This is a genomic window from Marinobacter sp. Arc7-DN-1, from assembly GCF_003441595.1.
Lineage (GTDB): Bacteria > Pseudomonadota > Gammaproteobacteria > Pseudomonadales > Oleiphilaceae > Marinobacter > Marinobacter metalliresistant.
Genome location: NZ_CP031848.1, coordinates 3,382,348 through 3,398,888 on the forward strand (window position 1 = coordinate 3,382,348; position 16,541 = coordinate 3,398,888).

The 16,541-nt window shown below is 55.5% G+C and carries 14 protein-coding genes; 9 read left to right on the top strand and 5 right to left on the bottom strand.

Annotation, left to right across the window (positions count from 1 at the left end):
- Nucleotide 1 precedes the first annotated feature (1 nt).
- On the bottom strand, nt 2-1,207 hold the full coding sequence (locus tag D0851_RS15940; protein ID WP_117619504.1) for an efflux RND transporter periplasmic adaptor subunit: 1,206 nt from the start codon (nt 1,205-1,207) through the stop codon (nt 2-4).
- Nucleotides 1,208-1,262: 55 nt separating this feature from the next.
- Complete coding sequence (locus D0851_RS15945) at nt 1,263-2,564, bottom strand: TolC family protein (protein ID WP_227539327.1); 1,302 nt, start codon at nt 2,562-2,564, stop codon at nt 1,263-1,265.
- A gap of 371 nt (nt 2,565-2,935) precedes the next feature.
- On the opposite strand from D0851_RS15945, the gene D0851_RS15950 reads away from it, so the two are divergent.
- Nucleotides 2,936-3,793, top strand: a complete 858-nt coding sequence (locus D0851_RS15950) for a CYTH domain-containing protein (protein ID WP_117619506.1) — start codon at nt 2,936-2,938, stop codon at nt 3,791-3,793.
- A gap of 30 nt (nt 3,794-3,823) precedes the next feature.
- Here the strand turns inward: D0851_RS15950 and D0851_RS15955 are convergent, their stop codons facing one another.
- Nucleotides 3,824-4,993 (bottom strand): potassium channel protein, encoded by a 1,170-nt coding sequence (locus D0851_RS15955; protein WP_117619507.1) that lies wholly within the window; start codon nt 4,991-4,993, stop codon nt 3,824-3,826.
- 80 nt (nt 4,994-5,073) lie between these two features.
- Between D0851_RS15955 and glnE the strand changes: the two genes are divergently transcribed.
- The 3 genes from glnE to D0851_RS15970 all read left to right on the top strand — a co-directional run bounded on the left by glnE (nt 5,074) and on the right by D0851_RS15970 (nt 9,478).
- Nucleotides 5,074-7,980 (top strand): bifunctional [glutamate--ammonia ligase]-adenylyl-L-tyrosine phosphorylase/[glutamate--ammonia-ligase] adenylyltransferase, encoded by a 2,907-nt coding sequence (gene glnE / locus D0851_RS15960; protein ID WP_117619508.1) that lies wholly within the window; start codon nt 5,074-5,076, stop codon nt 7,978-7,980.
- Nucleotides 7,981-8,056: 76 nt separating this feature from the next.
- Nucleotides 8,057-8,983, top strand: coding sequence for a branched-chain amino acid transaminase (locus tag D0851_RS15965; RefSeq protein ID WP_117619509.1), 927 nt, complete (start codon nt 8,057-8,059; stop codon nt 8,981-8,983).
- An 87-nt stretch (nt 8,984-9,070) separates the two neighbouring features.
- Nucleotides 9,071-9,478, top strand: coding sequence for a DUF6165 family protein (locus D0851_RS15970; RefSeq protein ID WP_117619510.1), 408 nt, complete (start codon nt 9,071-9,073; stop codon nt 9,476-9,478).
- A gap of 37 nt (nt 9,479-9,515) precedes the next feature.
- On the opposite strand, the gene D0851_RS15975 is transcribed toward D0851_RS15970, so the two are convergent.
- Entirely contained in the window at nt 9,516-10,574 is a 1,059-nt protein-coding gene (locus D0851_RS15975; protein WP_117619511.1) for a glycosyltransferase family 9 protein, read from the bottom strand.
- A 161-nt stretch (nt 10,575-10,735) separates the two neighbouring features.
- Here D0851_RS15975 and D0851_RS15980 point away from each other — a divergent pair, with 161 nt between their 5' ends.
- From D0851_RS15980 to D0851_RS16000, 5 genes are all read left to right on the top strand, one after another.
- Complete coding sequence (locus D0851_RS15980) at nt 10,736-11,452, top strand: 3-deoxy-D-manno-octulosonic acid kinase (RefSeq protein ID WP_117619512.1); 717 nt, start codon at nt 10,736-10,738, stop codon at nt 11,450-11,452.
- Nucleotides 11,449-12,567 carry a glycosyltransferase family 4 protein gene (locus D0851_RS15985; protein ID WP_117619513.1) on the top strand — a complete coding sequence of 373 codons (1,119 nt, stop codon included), beginning with the start codon at nt 11,449-11,451 and terminating at the stop codon, nt 12,565-12,567. Before D0851_RS15980 ends, D0851_RS15985 begins: the two co-directional genes overlap by 4 nt.
- Complete coding sequence (locus D0851_RS15990) at nt 12,568-13,641, top strand: CDP-glycerol glycerophosphotransferase family protein (RefSeq protein ID WP_117619514.1); 1,074 nt, start codon at nt 12,568-12,570, stop codon at nt 13,639-13,641.
- Between the two features lie 101 nt (nt 13,642-13,742).
- Nucleotides 13,743-14,534, top strand: coding sequence for a glycosyltransferase family 25 protein (locus D0851_RS15995; RefSeq protein ID WP_117619515.1), 792 nt, complete (start codon nt 13,743-13,745; stop codon nt 14,532-14,534).
- Nucleotides 14,524-15,219, top strand: coding sequence for a glycosyltransferase family 32 protein (locus D0851_RS16000; protein WP_117619516.1), 696 nt, complete (start codon nt 14,524-14,526; stop codon nt 15,217-15,219). Before D0851_RS15995 ends, D0851_RS16000 begins: the two co-directional genes overlap by 11 nt.
- Here the strand turns inward: D0851_RS16000 and D0851_RS16005 are convergent.
- Complete coding sequence (locus tag D0851_RS16005; RefSeq protein ID WP_162893761.1) at nt 15,174-16,511, bottom strand: O-antigen ligase family protein; 1,338 nt, start codon at nt 16,509-16,511, stop codon at nt 15,174-15,176. The genes D0851_RS16000 and D0851_RS16005 overlap by 46 nt on opposite strands.
- Between the last annotated feature and the right edge of the window lie 30 nt (nt 16,512-16,541).

Consider the following 16,541-nt stretch of genomic DNA (forward strand, 5'->3'; position numbering starts at 1 on the left):
CTTAGTGGCCATGGCTTGCGCTGCGACCGCTGGACGTTATGGCGGACATAAGATCGAAAGCACCCGAGGATACAACCTGTGTTTCCGGTTCAATTCCCGAGCGGATTTCTATCCAGCCATTGGCCTCATCGCCAAGCGTGACCGGGACGGCTTCATACTCTCCCCGCTCTTTTCCCGGCACAAAAACAACGTCCTGCTGATCAATGGTCTGCACGGCATCCCGGGGAACCAGCGGGACCGTGCTTTCCGGCTGTGTCATGATTTCGGCCGTTGCAAAGCTGTAGGGTCGTAGCCTGGAGTCCGGGGTTTTGATTTCGGCGCGGACAGCTATGGTGCGAGACTCGCGATCCAGAACGCTTGAAATCCACGTCACCTTTCCGGGGTGATGGGATTCCGACCTGCCCCTGATCGTAACCCGTACTTCGTCTCCGGGGCTCACCTGGCCAATGTCGGTCTCGCTGACTTTGATCATTGCCCAGACAGAGGAGGTATTTACTACCATGAAGGGCGTATCGGTTGGTGTCAGTGTCTGGCCGATACTGACATCCAGCTTTTCAACGACGCCGGATATCGGAGACCTGAGAGCGTAGCCGGCAAGCCCCCCATTGCCCGCGGCACTGTCTCCGAAGATCTTCAGCTTTTCCCGGGTTGCTTCAAGTTCCGCAACGGTAGTCAGGTAAGACGCTCTTGCCGAGAGGTAGTCCTCTTCACTGGAGATTCCTCGTTCCTCAAGTTCTTTTTCCCGTTTGAATTCGGCTTCGGCCGTCACTTTGCGGGCTTCCAGCGACTTGAGCCTGGAACGAATATCCGCGAGTTCGACACTTGATAGGATCGCCAGCACATCCCCGCTACGGACCTTATCGCCGAGATCGACTTTGATTTCGGCCACTTTGGACTCCAGTAACGGACCAACGGTTGCGACCTGGCTGGGAACAAACTGAACTTCAACCGGAGCTGAAACCAGAGACTCGGCGCGGCCGGAGGGCGCCGGCATGGTTTCAATATCAAGCAGCGCAGCCTGTTCAGAGGTCAGGTGGATGCGCCTTTTGTCCTGGGCTTCCTCACCCGCATGTTCGTCTGCGCCAGCGGGCTCGTGTTGCTCGATTTTTTCATCCTGATGATTGCTTTCTTGTGCATATCCTGTCGCCGGCAAACCCAGAGCCAGCAGGACGGCCGTCAGACAGGTAACGATTTTTTTCTGCAGCATAAGATTATCCCTTGGGAAAAGTTGGAACTTGAGATGGGTAAACGACAAGGGCCCGCTAAGGTGATACGCCCATGGAAACCGCCCCGCCAGTGCCGATCTCCAGAGCTTGCGTTGCCCGGATGTAATCTTTCTGAACCTGGATGTATTCGTTGCGTACCGAGAGGAGATTATCCTGGGCAGACAACAGGCTTGCCGCGCCGACCTTGCCGGCGGCAAGCGCTTGCTGCATCAGTTGCAAGGTCTCTTCGGAGCGCCTCAGGATCGATTCGCTCATCTGCTCAAGCTGAGTTCTTGCCGCCTTGTACTGAGCGATTGCCGACAACACGCTGCGCTTTATCGATAACTTCAGGCTTTCCGCTTCAATCTCGGCGGTTTGCAGTCCGGCGGCGGCATCCATGCGCTCCCCCCTGTAACGGTGCGTGATGGCCAGCGGAATCGATACTCCGCCACCCACCACGTTGTCTCCCAGATCGCGCTGATAAAAGCCAAACACCTCCAGGTTGGGTATTGTCAGGCTTTCGGCGATGTCCAGTGCTGACTCGTTGGCGGCAATTCGTTTCGCGGCTGCCTGAAGGTCCGCTCGCTGTTGCAGGGCCATCTCTATCAACCGATCCTCCTCCGGGAGATCGGTCAATGTCGGACTGAAGTCGCCCCTGACATCAAGTGGGAGCCGGGGATCCACCCCAAGCACTTCCGCCAGTTCCAGTCGCCGGTCCTCAAGCCTCCGGCCCGCGGCTGCTTTCTGACTTTTTGCCCTTGCCAGTCCGATCACAGCGGTATTGACGTCCATTTTTGTCATTTTGCCCCGGCGGTACGAAGCCTCAATCAATTCACTGGTCTGCTCCATGAGGTCGACCGCCCGTTTTGCGGTCGCCAGCTCTTCCCTGGCCAAAACCACGTTGAAAAATGCGGAGCGTACGCGGGCCGCCGTCGCGATTCGTAAAAACTCAAGATCCTGCTCGGTGGCAGTCAGCTCGCTTGTCGCCCGATCTCTTCCCAGGTCCCTCCTGTTACCCATCCAGATTTCCTGGCTAAGCCGGATTTGGTAGTTGACATTATCCGGAATTCGCGAGGGGTATTTTTCTCCCTGGACCTCAATCACCGGATTGCTTGGTGTCAGCCGGCCGGAGTGCACAACCTGCCCACGCTGCCCGGCAACCCGCGATTTTTGCAGTGCTAAAGCCGGGTTGTTGTCAAAGGCCGTGGTCAGCGCTTCGTCCAACGAAAGGGCCTGCTCCGCCCTCATCTCCTGGTAATCGCTCAGAGATACGCTTGCGCCTGCGAGGGTCCAGGCCGGAGCGGCGCCCACCACAGACACGACCAGTAATCGACAAAGCCGTCTCGGTATATTTCCCATATCTGCTTATCCCGTTCGTGGATTGGTTCGGTTAGCGGCAAGCTAGGGTAGCTCCCCCTTCTTAAACGAGCTTGAACAGGAAGCCGGTTTTAGCTGTTACCTGAATCCGTGGTTTGATTGCCGCGGACAAGCCCCTGAGTCCGCAAACGGGGGCTTGTCCGGGTCGCCCGGGAGCCTTTTGACTCATTCGTGTAATGGGTCTTGTTGCTGGTGAGGGTAGGTTGGGACGTTTACCATGCCTCCTTATTCCATCAGTGGATCAGTTTTGTCAGCAGTGCGTTATAGTAGGTCGCCTTCTTTAATCGAGTTTGAACAAAAAATCACTTTTAAGGGCCGGGCAATACTCCCCCCTCAATACCGGTGGAAAATCCATGGCGGAAGAACTGGAAATCAAGTTAACTCTCACCCCGGACGCCCTGAACCAGGCCGGAGAATGGCTCTCGGCCCAGAAAGGCGTCAGGGCGGGCACCGGGAAGACGCTGGTCAACCGTTACTTCGACACGCCTGCCGGAGACCTCAATCGCCGGAAGGTGGCCCTGCGGATTCGTCAGGCCGGTGACCAGTTCATCCAGACCCTGAAAGCCCGGGGCGAGTTCGTGGATGGTGCCCACCGGCGCCAGGAATGGGAGTGGCCGCTCGTTGGCCCAGAACTCAAACTGGGCCTGATTGCGGATACGCCGGTGGGCCAGGGCGTGAATCTTGCCGAACTGCAGCCGGTGTTCGAGACCAACTTTGAGCGTCGCGTGCTTGTGATTGACCAAGAGGACAGTGTGATCGAGGTGGCCATCGATTCCGGTGCGATTGTGGCCGGAGGCCAGTCGCTTCCGCTTAATGAGATTGAATTTGAGCTCAAGTCGGGGGATTCGTCGGCACTGCTCCCATGGGCGCGTAGGCTGGCGGACGAAGTGCCGGTGTTCCTGAACCTGGTCAGCAAGGCAGAGCAGGGGTACCATCTTGCGGGGCTTTATCATCCGGCTCCAGAGCCGGGGGGGAAATCTGATCTGGCAGTGAATGATTTTCTGTTCCTTCTGAGTGTTTCATGGCTGACCGGTCAGCCCCTTTGCTTTGGCAGGGAACGTCTGGATGCGATTGGCCGGCTGGCCGGTGAGCGCGGCGTCGGGGAACTGTACGAAAAGGTGGTGACTGCCCTGGCCGACGGCCCGGCGGTCAGTGATCTGGTTTCAGGCAAGGAGCTGGGGCAGCTTCAGTTGGCGATTGCCGCAGGCTAGTATCCTTGACAAAAATCCGTCAAATATTTGTCAAGGACACTGGTTTGCTGAATTTTCTTCCTTCGCAGCCTGTTCCTGCAGATCGTGCCACTTATTAATGAATTCGCGGTAGCGCGCAAGGGCCTCCTCCACCAGCTGCACATCGGGCGTTTCACTGGAGTTGACCAGTACGATCAACCCCTTACCCTCAACCACCTGGTCGGTTGACGGGTGGCAGACCACTTCGTTGTCCGCATCAATAAAGGCCAGGGCGGTGCCGATGCCATGGCGTACCAGGGCACTGACGATATCGGCCCAGTTCAGGTCGTCCAGTTTCAGGTCGTATCGGTGGGGGTGGTCGTGTTCGTAGTTGAACAGGTCTTCCAGAACCTTTTCCGAACCCGGCGCTACCACTGAACGCACCATGATCTCAGGGTAGGTCCGCACCGGGCGGATGGTTGTTCGTATTCCCAGTGCCTTGAAGCGCGCCCGGTTGTCGTCGTTTACACATTCAACGATGGTGTGATTTCCGAGATTCAGCTCTGCCAATCGATGGGCGATGTCGAACGTCAGGCTGTCCGAATAGGGATCGGCTTCATCGGCGGCAAGCACGATAATGTGTCTCGCGCTGCCTGCGTGAACCGCTTTCAGAGACTCCGCTTCAAAACCGGCACCGTGATAGTGCACTACCCCGATGTCGGATAATTCGGTTGGCAGGCCCGTGGGAAACTGCCGCGTCAGGATCATGATTGGAATGGTTTCATAGTCTGGTATCCCGCGAATCTGGGAGGCAAACCGTATGAAGTACTGTTCGCCGCCGTGCTTGGGGGTGTTAATGATCACGATATGGTCGTTCATTTTGTAGATCCATTTTCCCATCAGAATGCGTTCCCGGCGATAGAACCGGTACTCGATGTAATCACTTATGATTAGCGTCAGCATGGTGATTGCGCCAACAAACATGATCAGTATGGTGCTGATGCGGCCTGCGTAGGTTTTCGGTGCGAAATCGCCATAGCCCACCGTGGATATCGTTGTCATGGTGATCCAGACCGATTCAAACAGGGTCAGGTCCTCGACAGTCCAGATAACCAGGATCTGCAGCACCAGCAGGCCGGCGAGTATCAGGAACAGGCGCTTCATCCGATGGCGGATCAAGCCCCCCATAGGGAGGTGTGTTGCTTGATGCTCGGGGTTTAGCGGGCGGCGGTTTCTCTGCATCCGTCGGTTCGGCCTGTTCAGTTGCGGGTGGGTTCGTTATACAGTACTCGAAATATAACAGAGAGACAGGGGTTTGCATTATGTCCGAGCCATGGCACAGCCTTCCGGAACCGCTGGCCGACGATGTCGCCGCGTGCTGGCACTCGGTGTTTCCGGGCGGAGTTCCGGGATGGCTGATTTCGGATGACGAAATCAGCGAGGCTGTGGTGGCCGATGCGCTGTCCCGGAGTCCGTTCCTGCGCCAGGCCCTTGAACGGCACCCTGAGCAGGTGCAGACCCTGCTCGAGTCGAGGCTGCTGACGGAGCCGACAACCCCTGAGTATCTGGACCGGCGATGGCAGGAGTATCTGAACGAAGTGGACGGTGAGCCGGCGCTGCATTCCGCCTTGCGCCGGTTCCGCCGGGAATCCCAGTTCCGGATGATCTGGCGGGACCTGATGCGCTGGGCTGATCTGGCCGAGACCATGGCAGCCACCAGCGCCTTCGCCGAGATCTGCATTGATGGCGCACTGGACTGGCTCTACCGGGATTCCTGTGAACAGTATGGCACGCCCAGGGGAGCGGACCCGGTGACGGGCGAAGAGGCAGACCAGAAAATGGTTGTTCTCGGGATGGGGAAGCTGGGCGGTCGTGAGCTGAACGTGTCGTCGGATATTGACCTGATCTTTGCCTTTCCGGGCAAGGGCGAGACCCAGGGAGGGCCGCGCTCCCTCGACAATCAGCAGTTTTTCGTCCGCCTGGGCCAGCGGCTGATACAGGCCCTGGACCAGATCACGGCAGACGGGTTCGTGTTCCGCGTGGATATGCGCCTGCGGCCCTATGGCCAGAGCGGCGCCCTGGCTCTGAGTTTTGCTGCCCTGGAAACCTACTATCAGGACCAGGGGCGCGACTGGGAGCGTTACGCCATGGTCAAGGCCCGGGTGGTGGCCGGGGATCAGCGGGCGGGGCAGGTGCTGATGGAAAGCCTGCGGCCGTTCGTGTACCGCAAATACATCGATTTCAGTGCCTTTGAGTCCCTGCGCAGTATGAAGGCCATGATCAGCCGGGAAGTGCGGCGCAAGGGGCTGGAAAATAACATCAAGCTGGGCCGCGGCGGTATCCGCGAGATCGAGTTTGTGGTCCAGGCATTCCAGCTGATTCGCGGTGGCCGTGACCGGGAGCTCCAGCAGCGGGAGTTGCTGGTGATTCTGCAGGAGCTTGAAGCCCTGGAATTACTGCCGCCGACGGTTGTCCGGGAGCTCCGTGACGCCTACGTGTTCCTGCGTAACCTTGAGCATGCCCTTCAGGGCGTGGAGGACAAGCAGACCCAGCTTTTGCCGGAGGACGATTTGTCCCGGGCCCGTGTTGCCATGATCATGGGGTTTGAACGCTGGCAAGCCTGTGAGGAAGCGCTCAGGGAGCATCGGGCGCGTGTTGCCACCCACTTCTCAAATATCATTGCCACTGAAGAGAACGAAGAGGAAGGCCCGGCATCTCTGGATGAAGGCTGGTTCGAGCTCTGGCTGGCGGAAATGGATGGAAACACCGCCATCGAGTGGCTGAAGTCGCGGGGCTATGAGAATCCGGAGGCAAGTTCTGCCGAGCTTGCCGAGCTACGCGAAAACCGCACGGTTCAGACGCTGCAGACCCAGGGCCGGAAACGGCTTAATCAGTTCATGCCCGTTCTTCTGGAAGCGCTCACCCGGGTTGATAACCCCTCGGAGACCCTGTCCCGGGTCTTGCAGCTGGTAGAGGCGATTTTGCGGCGTACTGCTTATATGGTGTTGTTGCTCGAAAACCCGGGCGCACGCACGCAGTTAGTCGGCCTGTGCAGTGAAAGCCCCTGGATCGCCCGCCAGCTGGCGGAAACGCCATTGCTGCTGGATGAGTTGCTTAACGCCGAGAGCCTTTACAACCCTCCGGCAAAAGCAGAGCTGCAGGACGACCTTCGACAGCAGATGTTGCGGATTCCCTTTGAGGATCTTGAAGAGCAGATGGAATCCCTGCGCCACTTCAAAAAGGCCCATATTTTGAGGGTCGCAGCTTCCGAGCTGAAAGGTACGCTGCCGCTGATGAAAGTCAGCGATTATCTGACCTGGATCGCCGAGGTGGTCCTGGACCACGTGGTGGATGTGGCCTTCGCCAATCTGGTCAGCCGCCACGGCTACCCGGGAAAAGCCGATGGCTCGGCCTGCGAGACGGATTTCGCGATCATCGGTTACGGCAAGCTCGGCGGGATCGAGCTGGGTTATACCTCCGATCTTGACCTGGTCTTCGTGCACAACGCCGATCCAGAGCTGGCCACCGACGGTGAGAAGCCGATAGACAATGCGGTTTTCTATACCCGACTGGGGCAGCGGATTGTTCATATCCTCAATACCCAGACGCCGTCCGGCCAACTCTACGAAGTGGATATGCGCCTGCGGCCCTCCGGCAATTCCGGCCTGCTGGTCAGTACACTGCAAGCCTTCGAAAAATATCAGCGCGAAGATGCCTGGACCTGGGAACACCAGGCCCTGGCCCGCGCCCGGGGCGTCGCCGGCTGCACGGAAACCCTGGAAGCGTTTGAATCTATCCGGCACGACATCCTCTGCCAGCAAAGGGATCGCGACAAGCTTCGCGCGGATGTGGTCGAGATGCGAGAGAAAATGCGGGCCAGCCTGGGCACACCGGAGAGCCGGCAGGCCGAGGTATTCCATATCAAGCATGATGCCGGCGGCATCATTGATATCGAGTTCATGGTCCAGTACCTGATGCTGGCCTGGTGTGCCGAGCATCCCGAGCTGACCCAGTGGTCCGATAACATCCGTCAGATGGAAGAGTTGGGCAGAGCCGGCGTGATGACCGTTGAAGACGCTGAAAAATTACGGAAAACCTTCATAGCCTTGCGTTCCACTATTCACCGTCGGGCGCTCCAGAACCTCAACAGCCAGATAGAAGGTGACGCCTTTCTGGAGGAGCGTGAGTACATCCGTGCGATGTGGAAAAAAGTGATGATTGATGCTTGAGGCAAATTCAATTCCGGCAGAATTTCCTGCTAGAATGCCGGTTCCCCGAAAACTGCTTTTTTAGGAGCAACGAAGCATGTCGATGGCTGATCGCGATGGCGTTATCTGGCTGGATGGTGAAATGGTTCCCTGGCGCGAAGCCAAAACCCACGTCCTGACTCACACCCTGCATTACGGCCTGGGCTGTTTTGAAGGTGTGCGGGCCTACAACACCGCGAACGGTCCGGCTATTTTCCGCCTGAAAGAACATACCGACCGCCTGTTCCGCTCCGCTCACATCCTGAACATGAAGATGCCGTTCAGCAAAGATGAGTTGAACGCAGCCCAGTGCGCGGCAGTACGTGAAAACAATCTGGATGAAGCCTATATGCGCCCGATGGCGTTTCTCGGTTCCGAAGGTATGGGGCTGCGCGCCGATAACCTCAAGGTGCACGTGATGGTTGCGGCCTGGAGCTGGCCCTCCTACATGTCTCCGGAGGCGAGAGAAATGGGGATCAAGGTGCGCACCTCTTCCTACACCCGCCACCATGTCAACATCACCATGTGCAAGGCCAAAGCCAACGGCAACTACATCAATTCGATGCTGGCGCTGAACGAAGCCATCTCCGGTGGTGCCGAGGAAGCCCTGCTGCTGGACAACGAAGGTTATGTTGCCGAAGGCTCCGGTGAGAATATCTTCATCCTGCGCGACGGCGTGCTGCATACACCGGAACTGACCTCCTGCCTTGAGGGTATCACCCGTGCGACGATCCTTGATTTTGCCCGGGATCTGAATATTCCGGTTAAAGAGCGCCGGATTACCCGTGATGAGGTTTACATCGCCGACGAGGCTTTCTTTACCGGCACCGCTGCTGAAGTGCTTCCGATCCGTGAGCTGGACGGCCGGATCATTGGCGCCGGCAAGCGTGGTCCGGTAACCGAGAAGCTCCAGTCGATGTACTTTGATGCGGTGAAGGGCAAGCTGGCCGAGCACAGCCGCTGGCTGACTCACGTTAAAGGCTGATTTCAGAAGGTTCGCAAGCCGCCGCTGACTGTTTCAGCCCGGCGGTTTTGTTTTTTTGTAAACCCTATTCATTGGCGGGACGAGCAAATGGCAGATGTAATCAAGGTGCCGGTATCGTTTGGCGAAGTGCTGGACAAGATCACCATTCTCGAAATCAAGTCCGAGCGCATCAAGGATGAGGCGAAGCTCAGGAATGTTCGGCTTGAACTGGGCGAACTGAATGCCACCTGGGATGACGCGGTAAAGGACAAGGCGTCCGAAATCGCCGGCCTGCGCAAGCAGCTGAAGGCTGTTAACGAAGAACTTTGGGTGATCGAAGACGACATCCGAGACCAGGAAGCCGCCCGGGACTTCGGGCCGAGATTCATTGAGCTGGCGCGTGCGGTTTATGTCACCAACGACAGGCGCGCTGCCATCAAGAAAGACGTGAACCTGGCGCTGGGCTCCCGTTTCGTGGAAGAAAAGTCCTACCAGGACTACACTGCCCGCAAGTGAAATCCGGGGTCAGAGATCTGGGGTCAGATGAACGCTTTCATCTGACCCCGTTTTCAGCTTTGCCCACCGGGTGAGCTTCAATCCACCGATCCAGCATATCCGTTGCATCCGCCACCGTGATCAGCTCCATAGCCCCTTCATACTCTGCCTTGGCGCCCCAGCGTGCCTGCTCGACCGTTTTCCCGGTGAATGTCTCCAGCGCTTGCGGATAGCGGTTCACGCACCACTCCTGCGAATTGTAGGGTCCCGAGCGATAAGGGTTACTTGCCGCATACAGTCCCAGTACATCCGTGCCAACGGCGCTGGCAATATGCGCCGGCCCGGTATCAGGCGCCACTACCAGGTCAGCGTGGGTCATCAGGGCGGCCAGTTGCTTCAGGGTGTCCTTGCCGCAGATGTTGTGCGCCTTCTCTGCCATCGCCGCTTCAATGGCGGCGCAATACTCGGCTTCAAACGGGGCGGGGCTACCGACCAGAATAACCTTCATTCCGAGCTTCCGGATGGCATGGTCAGCGAGCTTTGCATAGCGCTCGGCCGGCCAGTTGCGCAGTGTGTGGCTGGCACAGGGGCTGATGACAAGGTTCCTTCGGTCATTTGCCAACTGAGCCCTGGCAAAGCCATGGTCATCCTCGCTTATCGGAATTTGCCAGCGCGGTGGTGCGGCCGTCAGCCCCAGCGGCTCAAGGAAACTGGCAAGGCAATCACGAACGTGTTGTCGTGGCGCAGGCTTGATCCGGCGATTGATGAAAAAGCCTTGTAAATCCTTGCTTCGGGCCTTGTCGTAACCGACTTTAACGCCTGCCGGAATGCACGCCGCCGCCAGATTGGCGCGAAAAGCCACCTGCATGTGAAGCAGTGCATCAAATTTTCGACCCTGCATCTTCTTGCGAAGATCGGAGTAGCCCCTGCGGCCGGCCTTTTTGTCGAAAACAATAAATTCAACGCCGGGCAAATCGCCGACCAGCTTTGCTTCGATCTTGCCGATGACCCAGGTGATCTTCACGCCGGGAAGCTGCTCCTGGAGGCTCAGAACAACAGGAATCACGTGGGTCACGTCGCCTATGGCGGACAGGCGAAGAATGCAGATGGAATTCATCAGGTTTTGATCCGGTTCAGGTTGTGGCCTGGGGCTGTAGAGCTTTGTCGGCAATCATTGGTAAACTGGCGGCCATTCTATCGTACTCGAACGTGTCCGTCCCGGCGCGTGCGGGTGCGGTCCATCCTCTTGGATTGTTTCGGTGACCGCGGGTGCCCAGCATGGTGGAGTCTGAAATCTGTAGTCGGGAACAAGGCTCTGCAATGCTGGTTCATCCCGATTACCGGGGCAGGGTTACTGCCGACTGGTTCAATGCCGACTATTGGGGCGATAATGCCCGGCCAGTGAGCAGCGGAGGCCGTGGCGGCGCCTGGTTTGTGAGGGCCGGAGATGACAGGCTGGTTCTACGGGAGTATCGCCGCGGCGGATTGATGGCCAGGGTAGCGCAACATGCCTACGCTTATGTGCGTGAATCTGACGTGCGCTCTTTTGCCGAGTTCCGTCTGCTGAACAAGCTGGTGACACTGGGGCTTCCGGTACCTCGCCCTGTCGCGGCCTGGTACCGAAAGCTTTCACCGGTACAATACCGGGCTGCCATCATGATCGAGCAGCTTGAGGATACCGTGCCTCTGGCAGAGTGGATTCTGAGGCTAGACAGTCAGGCCTGGGAATCGCTCGGGACAACCATTCGCCGGTTTCACGATGCCGGCGTCATGCATGCGGATCTCAACTGTTTCAATGTGCTTGTCCGGCGCGGAGAGTATTTTCTTATCGATTTCGACAAAGGTCGGCTCATGAGGAATGGTACCCGGGCCCGCTGGAAAGCGGCCAACCTTGAGCGGTTTTCCCGGTCACTGGTAAAGGTCGCCGGTGCGCAGGCCCGGGAGCAGGTCTGGAATTCATTTTTGAACGGATACAACAGGGGAATGGCCACTTGACCAGTCCACAGCAGGGCGAATTGCTACCGTCAATCCTATGTCTCACCGATGCATGTGATTGTCCGGAGACTGAGCTTTTTATCGGTCTGAAGAGCGCCGGCTTTGATCTCGACGTTATGTGCAACCCCAAGGGCCGGAACTATCAACGCCTGCTGGACGAAGGGATGGTTGCCCAGCCCATGGCCTTGAAAAGCCGGTTTGACAAGGACGGGGTGTCTGCCATCCGTGATCAGCTTTCCAAGAAGCATTATGAGGTGATTCACGCCTACAACCCGAGGGCGCTGGCCTGCGGGCTTCGTGCTTCCCGGGGAACGGATATCAAGGTGGTGGCCTACCGTGGGGTAATCGGAAACATCAGCTTCCTTAACCCGGAGTCCTGGATTACCTTTTTGCATCCGCGGGTCAGCAGGATTGTATGTGTTGCCGATGCGATCAGGGATTATCTGGCGAGTCTGCGTTTTCTCTGGATGCGCATTCCGGACACAAAGCTCCAGCGAATCTATAAAGGCCATGACCTGGAGTGGTACCAGGCTACACCGGCAGACCTGACGCAGTTTGGCGTGCCAGACGATGCCTTCGTGGTTTGTTGTACCGGGCGGAACAGCCCCCGAAAGGGGTTTGATGTCCTGATCAATGCCATGGATGAGCTTCCGGCCGATGTCGATGTCCACCTGCTGCTGGTTGGGGATGTGATCAACAATGATGAACTTCAGGCCCTGGCAGCCGGGTCTTCTCATCCGGAGCGCATTCATTTTACCGGGTTCCGAACTGATGCGCCTGCCATTGCCGCTGCCAGCAATGTGTTTGTCCTGCCATCAAAAGAGCGCGAGGGGCTGCCCAGGGCCGTTATCGAAGCCATGGCCTATGGGGTGACGCCTGTCGTGACCAATGTAGGTGGCATGCCGGAACTGGTTGAAGACGGGGCCAATGGCCTGGTGGTTGGCCCCAGCAATTCCGGAGAATTGTCGGCCGCCATTGCCCGGCTATATCGTGACAGGGAACTGGCGTCGAGGCTTGGGCAAGCCGCGAGGGAAAGGATCGGTCGGAATTTCCACACCTCACAAACCGTCAGAGAGACGGGTGAGCTATACAAAGCACTGACGGGCAGGGACTGAATGCGCCGGTATCTTTTTTTTGTCAATCAACCCTATTCCTATTCAATCCTTCGCCCGCTTCAGGCTGAAATTCGCCGGCGGGGCGATGAGGCAGCGTGGTTTGTCGCCGGCTGCTCAACAGCGCCCCTTCTGCCCGATGAGCGTCGCCTCGCGACCGTTAAAGAGGTGATGGACTACAAGGCTGATGCCACCTTTGTGCCCGGGGACTGGGTGCCTTATTTCTTTCCGGGTATCAAGGTTGAAGTGTTTCATGGTATGGCACGAAACAAGCGTGGCCACAGCAGCGAAGAGGACAGTGATCATTACCGGATCCGGGGCTGGTTCGATCTATACTGTACCCACGCGATGAAGGATACGGCTAAGTTCCGGGAACTGGCTGAGCAGCACCGGCATTTTGCAGTCGCCCATACGGGGTGGCCCAAGCTTGATCCGTTGTTATCCCAGCCGGTTCGGGGTAAACGGCCGCGTTCGGAAGCTGAGTTGCCGGTGGTGTTCTATGCATCAACATTTAGCCGTTCCGTAACTTCCGCGCCGGACCTGGTGGAAAAAATTGGCGAGCTTTCCCAAAGTGGTCGCTGGAGGTTCATTGTAACCCTTCATCCCAAAATGGATGCCGGTGTGGTCGAACAGTACCGGAATCTGGCTGGCGAGAATCTGCGTTTTGTCGAGAGTGATGAAGATCTGCTCCCAATTCTGCCTGCAGCGGACGTCATGCTGTGTGATACCTCCTCAATCATGTTCGAGTTCATGTTTCTGGATCGGCCAGTGGTCACCTACAGGACGAAAATGCCAGGCCCCTATCTGATTGATGTAGACAAAGTGGAAGAGCTAGAACCCGCTCTTAAAAAAGCATTGCAGTATCCAAAGGATCTGATGAATGCGACTCGGGCTCTGTGCTCGGATCTTCACAGCTTTCGGGACGGCCGCTCCAGCGAGCGAGTACTGAATGCAGTAGGCGACTTCGTGACCGTTAAACAGGCCGGGTTGCGAAAAAAGCCGCTGAATCTGCTGAGAAAGTTCAAGGTTAGGCGACGATTGCGTCGCGAGCTTCGAGCCTCAGCTCCGCATGGCTAGGTTTCTGTGTGCATTGAGCTCTGACTGCGATGCTGTGGTAAGTTCCAGTCGATGGCGAAGCCGATGTCGGCCTTAAAAAATAATTCGGATACGGATTTTAAATGGCCAGTTTTTTAGCGAATCCTGATGTAAAAGTGGTGGTGTTAACTTTACCTCAATCCTCAGATAGACAGACCAGAATAAAAAGGTCCCTGGATGAAGCAGGGATCGGCTTTGAGTTCTTCTGGGGTGTTGACGGACGGAAAGACAATGACCCGTCGTTGAGCATGTACGATGAGTCGAAACGGCTGCGAGCCAAAGGGCAGCCGATGACGCCGGGGCAGCTCGGATGCTTTGCGAGCCATTACAATATCTGGAACAGATGCATCAAAGATCAAAAGAAATATGTGGTCCTTGAAGATGACGTTGTGTTTGACACCGCGGGCTTCCGGTTGTTTCTTCAGGCTCTTCCTGCCTTGCCACCCTCTTTCGAGTGCCTGAGGCTTTTCGACAATAAAACTCGGAACCATAAAAAATATAAATTAGGCGAGGTTGGCCCGTTCAATATCCTGAGATATACCAAGGGGCCCATGAGCACTATGGGGTATTATCTGACGCCAGCCGCCGCCCGGAAATTCCTTGTTTCCGCCGATCCTATCTTTTTACCCGTGGACATCTACATGGACCGATATTGGCAGAACGATGTGGTGTGTTTGGGGATCAGTCCAGGCTTTGTATCCCATGACTTCGGTTTTGAGTCCATTATTGGGTATGAGCAAAAAACCGGCCGCCGACCTTTGTCTATGCGGCTGAATAGAGAACTGTTTATGTTGAGTGAAAGGGTGCGACGCTTTTTCTATAATCTTTGCTTGGGCAGTAAGTACAGATCGAGGAGGGGGGCCAATGATACCTAACTTGATTCATGCTATTTGGCTGGGCGATAAAATGCCACCTTTGCCGCACGCCTGCCTCGATGACTGGAAGAAAATGGGGTTCGATTACTGCTTGTGGAGCGACTCGAATGATCGGATCCAGAATTGGATTGACTCTTGCTCGTTCGCGAAGGAATGTTACGAGCGAGGGCTCTATGCCTTCGTTTCGGATTACCTTCGTTTGAAAATCCTTCAGGAAGAGGGAGGGCTTTATCTCGATACAGACGTAACGATCCGAAAGGATCCTTTCCCACTGTTTTCGGGTGCAAAGTTTGTCATTGGTTACGAAACAGGGGACTATTTAGGCACGGCAGCAATCTATGCAGAACCTGACTCAAGAATCCTGGCTGAGTTAATCCGGTTCTATGAAGACGAAATATGGAGGTCACCTCTATATATCGGGCCGCAAATCGCAACACACCTGATAAAGGATAGAAAGCTTCTTGAAGTTGAGAGTTGCAAGCTGCTGCCCGCAGAATACTTTTTTCCTTACCAGCAAGAACCAATACACTTTGAGTGCCCGGACGAAAGCTATCTCGTTCATTGGTTCCAGCACAGCTGGAAAGATTCTCGAGGAATGGTCTTCGTTAAAGCCAAGCACCTTGGCGTGTGGGGAAAGCTTTACGTTTGGCAGAAATATTTTTTCCGAGGGTTTTCCCGAGGCTGATCCCCCTTCGCTACAGGTGTCGGAAACCTGAAGCTGTACACGACCCCATAGAAAACCGAAAAGATGAATATGCCGTCTGCTGAGTAGAAGTAGGACTCGAAGAAATTCACGGTCAGCCAGAAAATAACAACAATGAGTGAAAATGCTTTCCAGGTTTTTTGAACTGAGTGAGGAGATGCCATAGTGGTATAAACGGGAGGCCAGACGATCACGAAATAAATGATAGTGGCCCCCAGGAGCCCAAAGCTAACGAGGGTTTCTAAATGCGAGTTGTGCAAATGAGTAAAGTTATCCCGAACGAGCTTCGGCAGCTTTTCGGATTCGGTTATGACTAACTCCCTGGCATCTTCCCCGCTTCCCAGAATGGGGCGCTTCTTGATCCACTCCCATGCCTCCAGCCAGAGGTGAATTCGCAAACCAATGCTGCCGGAGTCGGGAACGGACTCCAGATCAAAGTTTACGATTTTCGTTATGGTGGGTTTTTCCGTTGTTATCCGCTGCTCAACAATATCGATACTTGAGACTGCGACAATAATTAATGCAAACGCAGAATAGGTTAGGACAGTGGCACGTGTTGATACTCGTGAATGAGATATTAATTTGTGTGCCAATGGAGCAAATAAAAAGCATGCGACCAAAGCAAGCCACACCTGTCTTGACTGGGTTATCAGAATAACAAGTATAAAGAATGCCAGAAACGTTGCTGCACCGAGCTTTTTAAGAACTTCAAGCCTAAGAGAAAGGTTGAGCTTAATAACAAAAAGAAATGCGGCCGAAATCAATCCAAAACCCGCGAAAAGTGACGTGTACTGAGCATTCACAACATCAAAATCAATACGCGAACCGCGAAGGCCGCGTACAATTTCCCCTGTAAAATCAGGCGAATGAGTAATGTAGATTCCCAAGACACTCAGGCAATAGGCAAGAAGGATGGCAGCGATTCGTTCGTTCTTTCCATTAGTCCAGTACGCGATAAACCAGAAGAAAAAGAAGTCATAAAACAAGAAGGGGGATGGAGAGTCTTTGGCAAGCTCAGGTATTTGAACCTTGCTGTTGATCCAGCTTATTGCAGGGACGATTAGTGATAGAATGAATGCAATGAATATAGGGTCTTTCTTTACAAGTCGAAAATTGTAGTATGCAGATGCGATGGTTCCGAGCACCACCAGGAAGATAAAGATATCGCCCAAATCTCGATAGAAACGCTTGAATAAAACAAATCCGACTACACAGGTGAACATCACCAGTGAGAAAGTTCGTCCCTTTAAAACAGACTCGATATTAGTTTTCAACGAAGTACCCAAGATGTAGTTCAAGAGGAG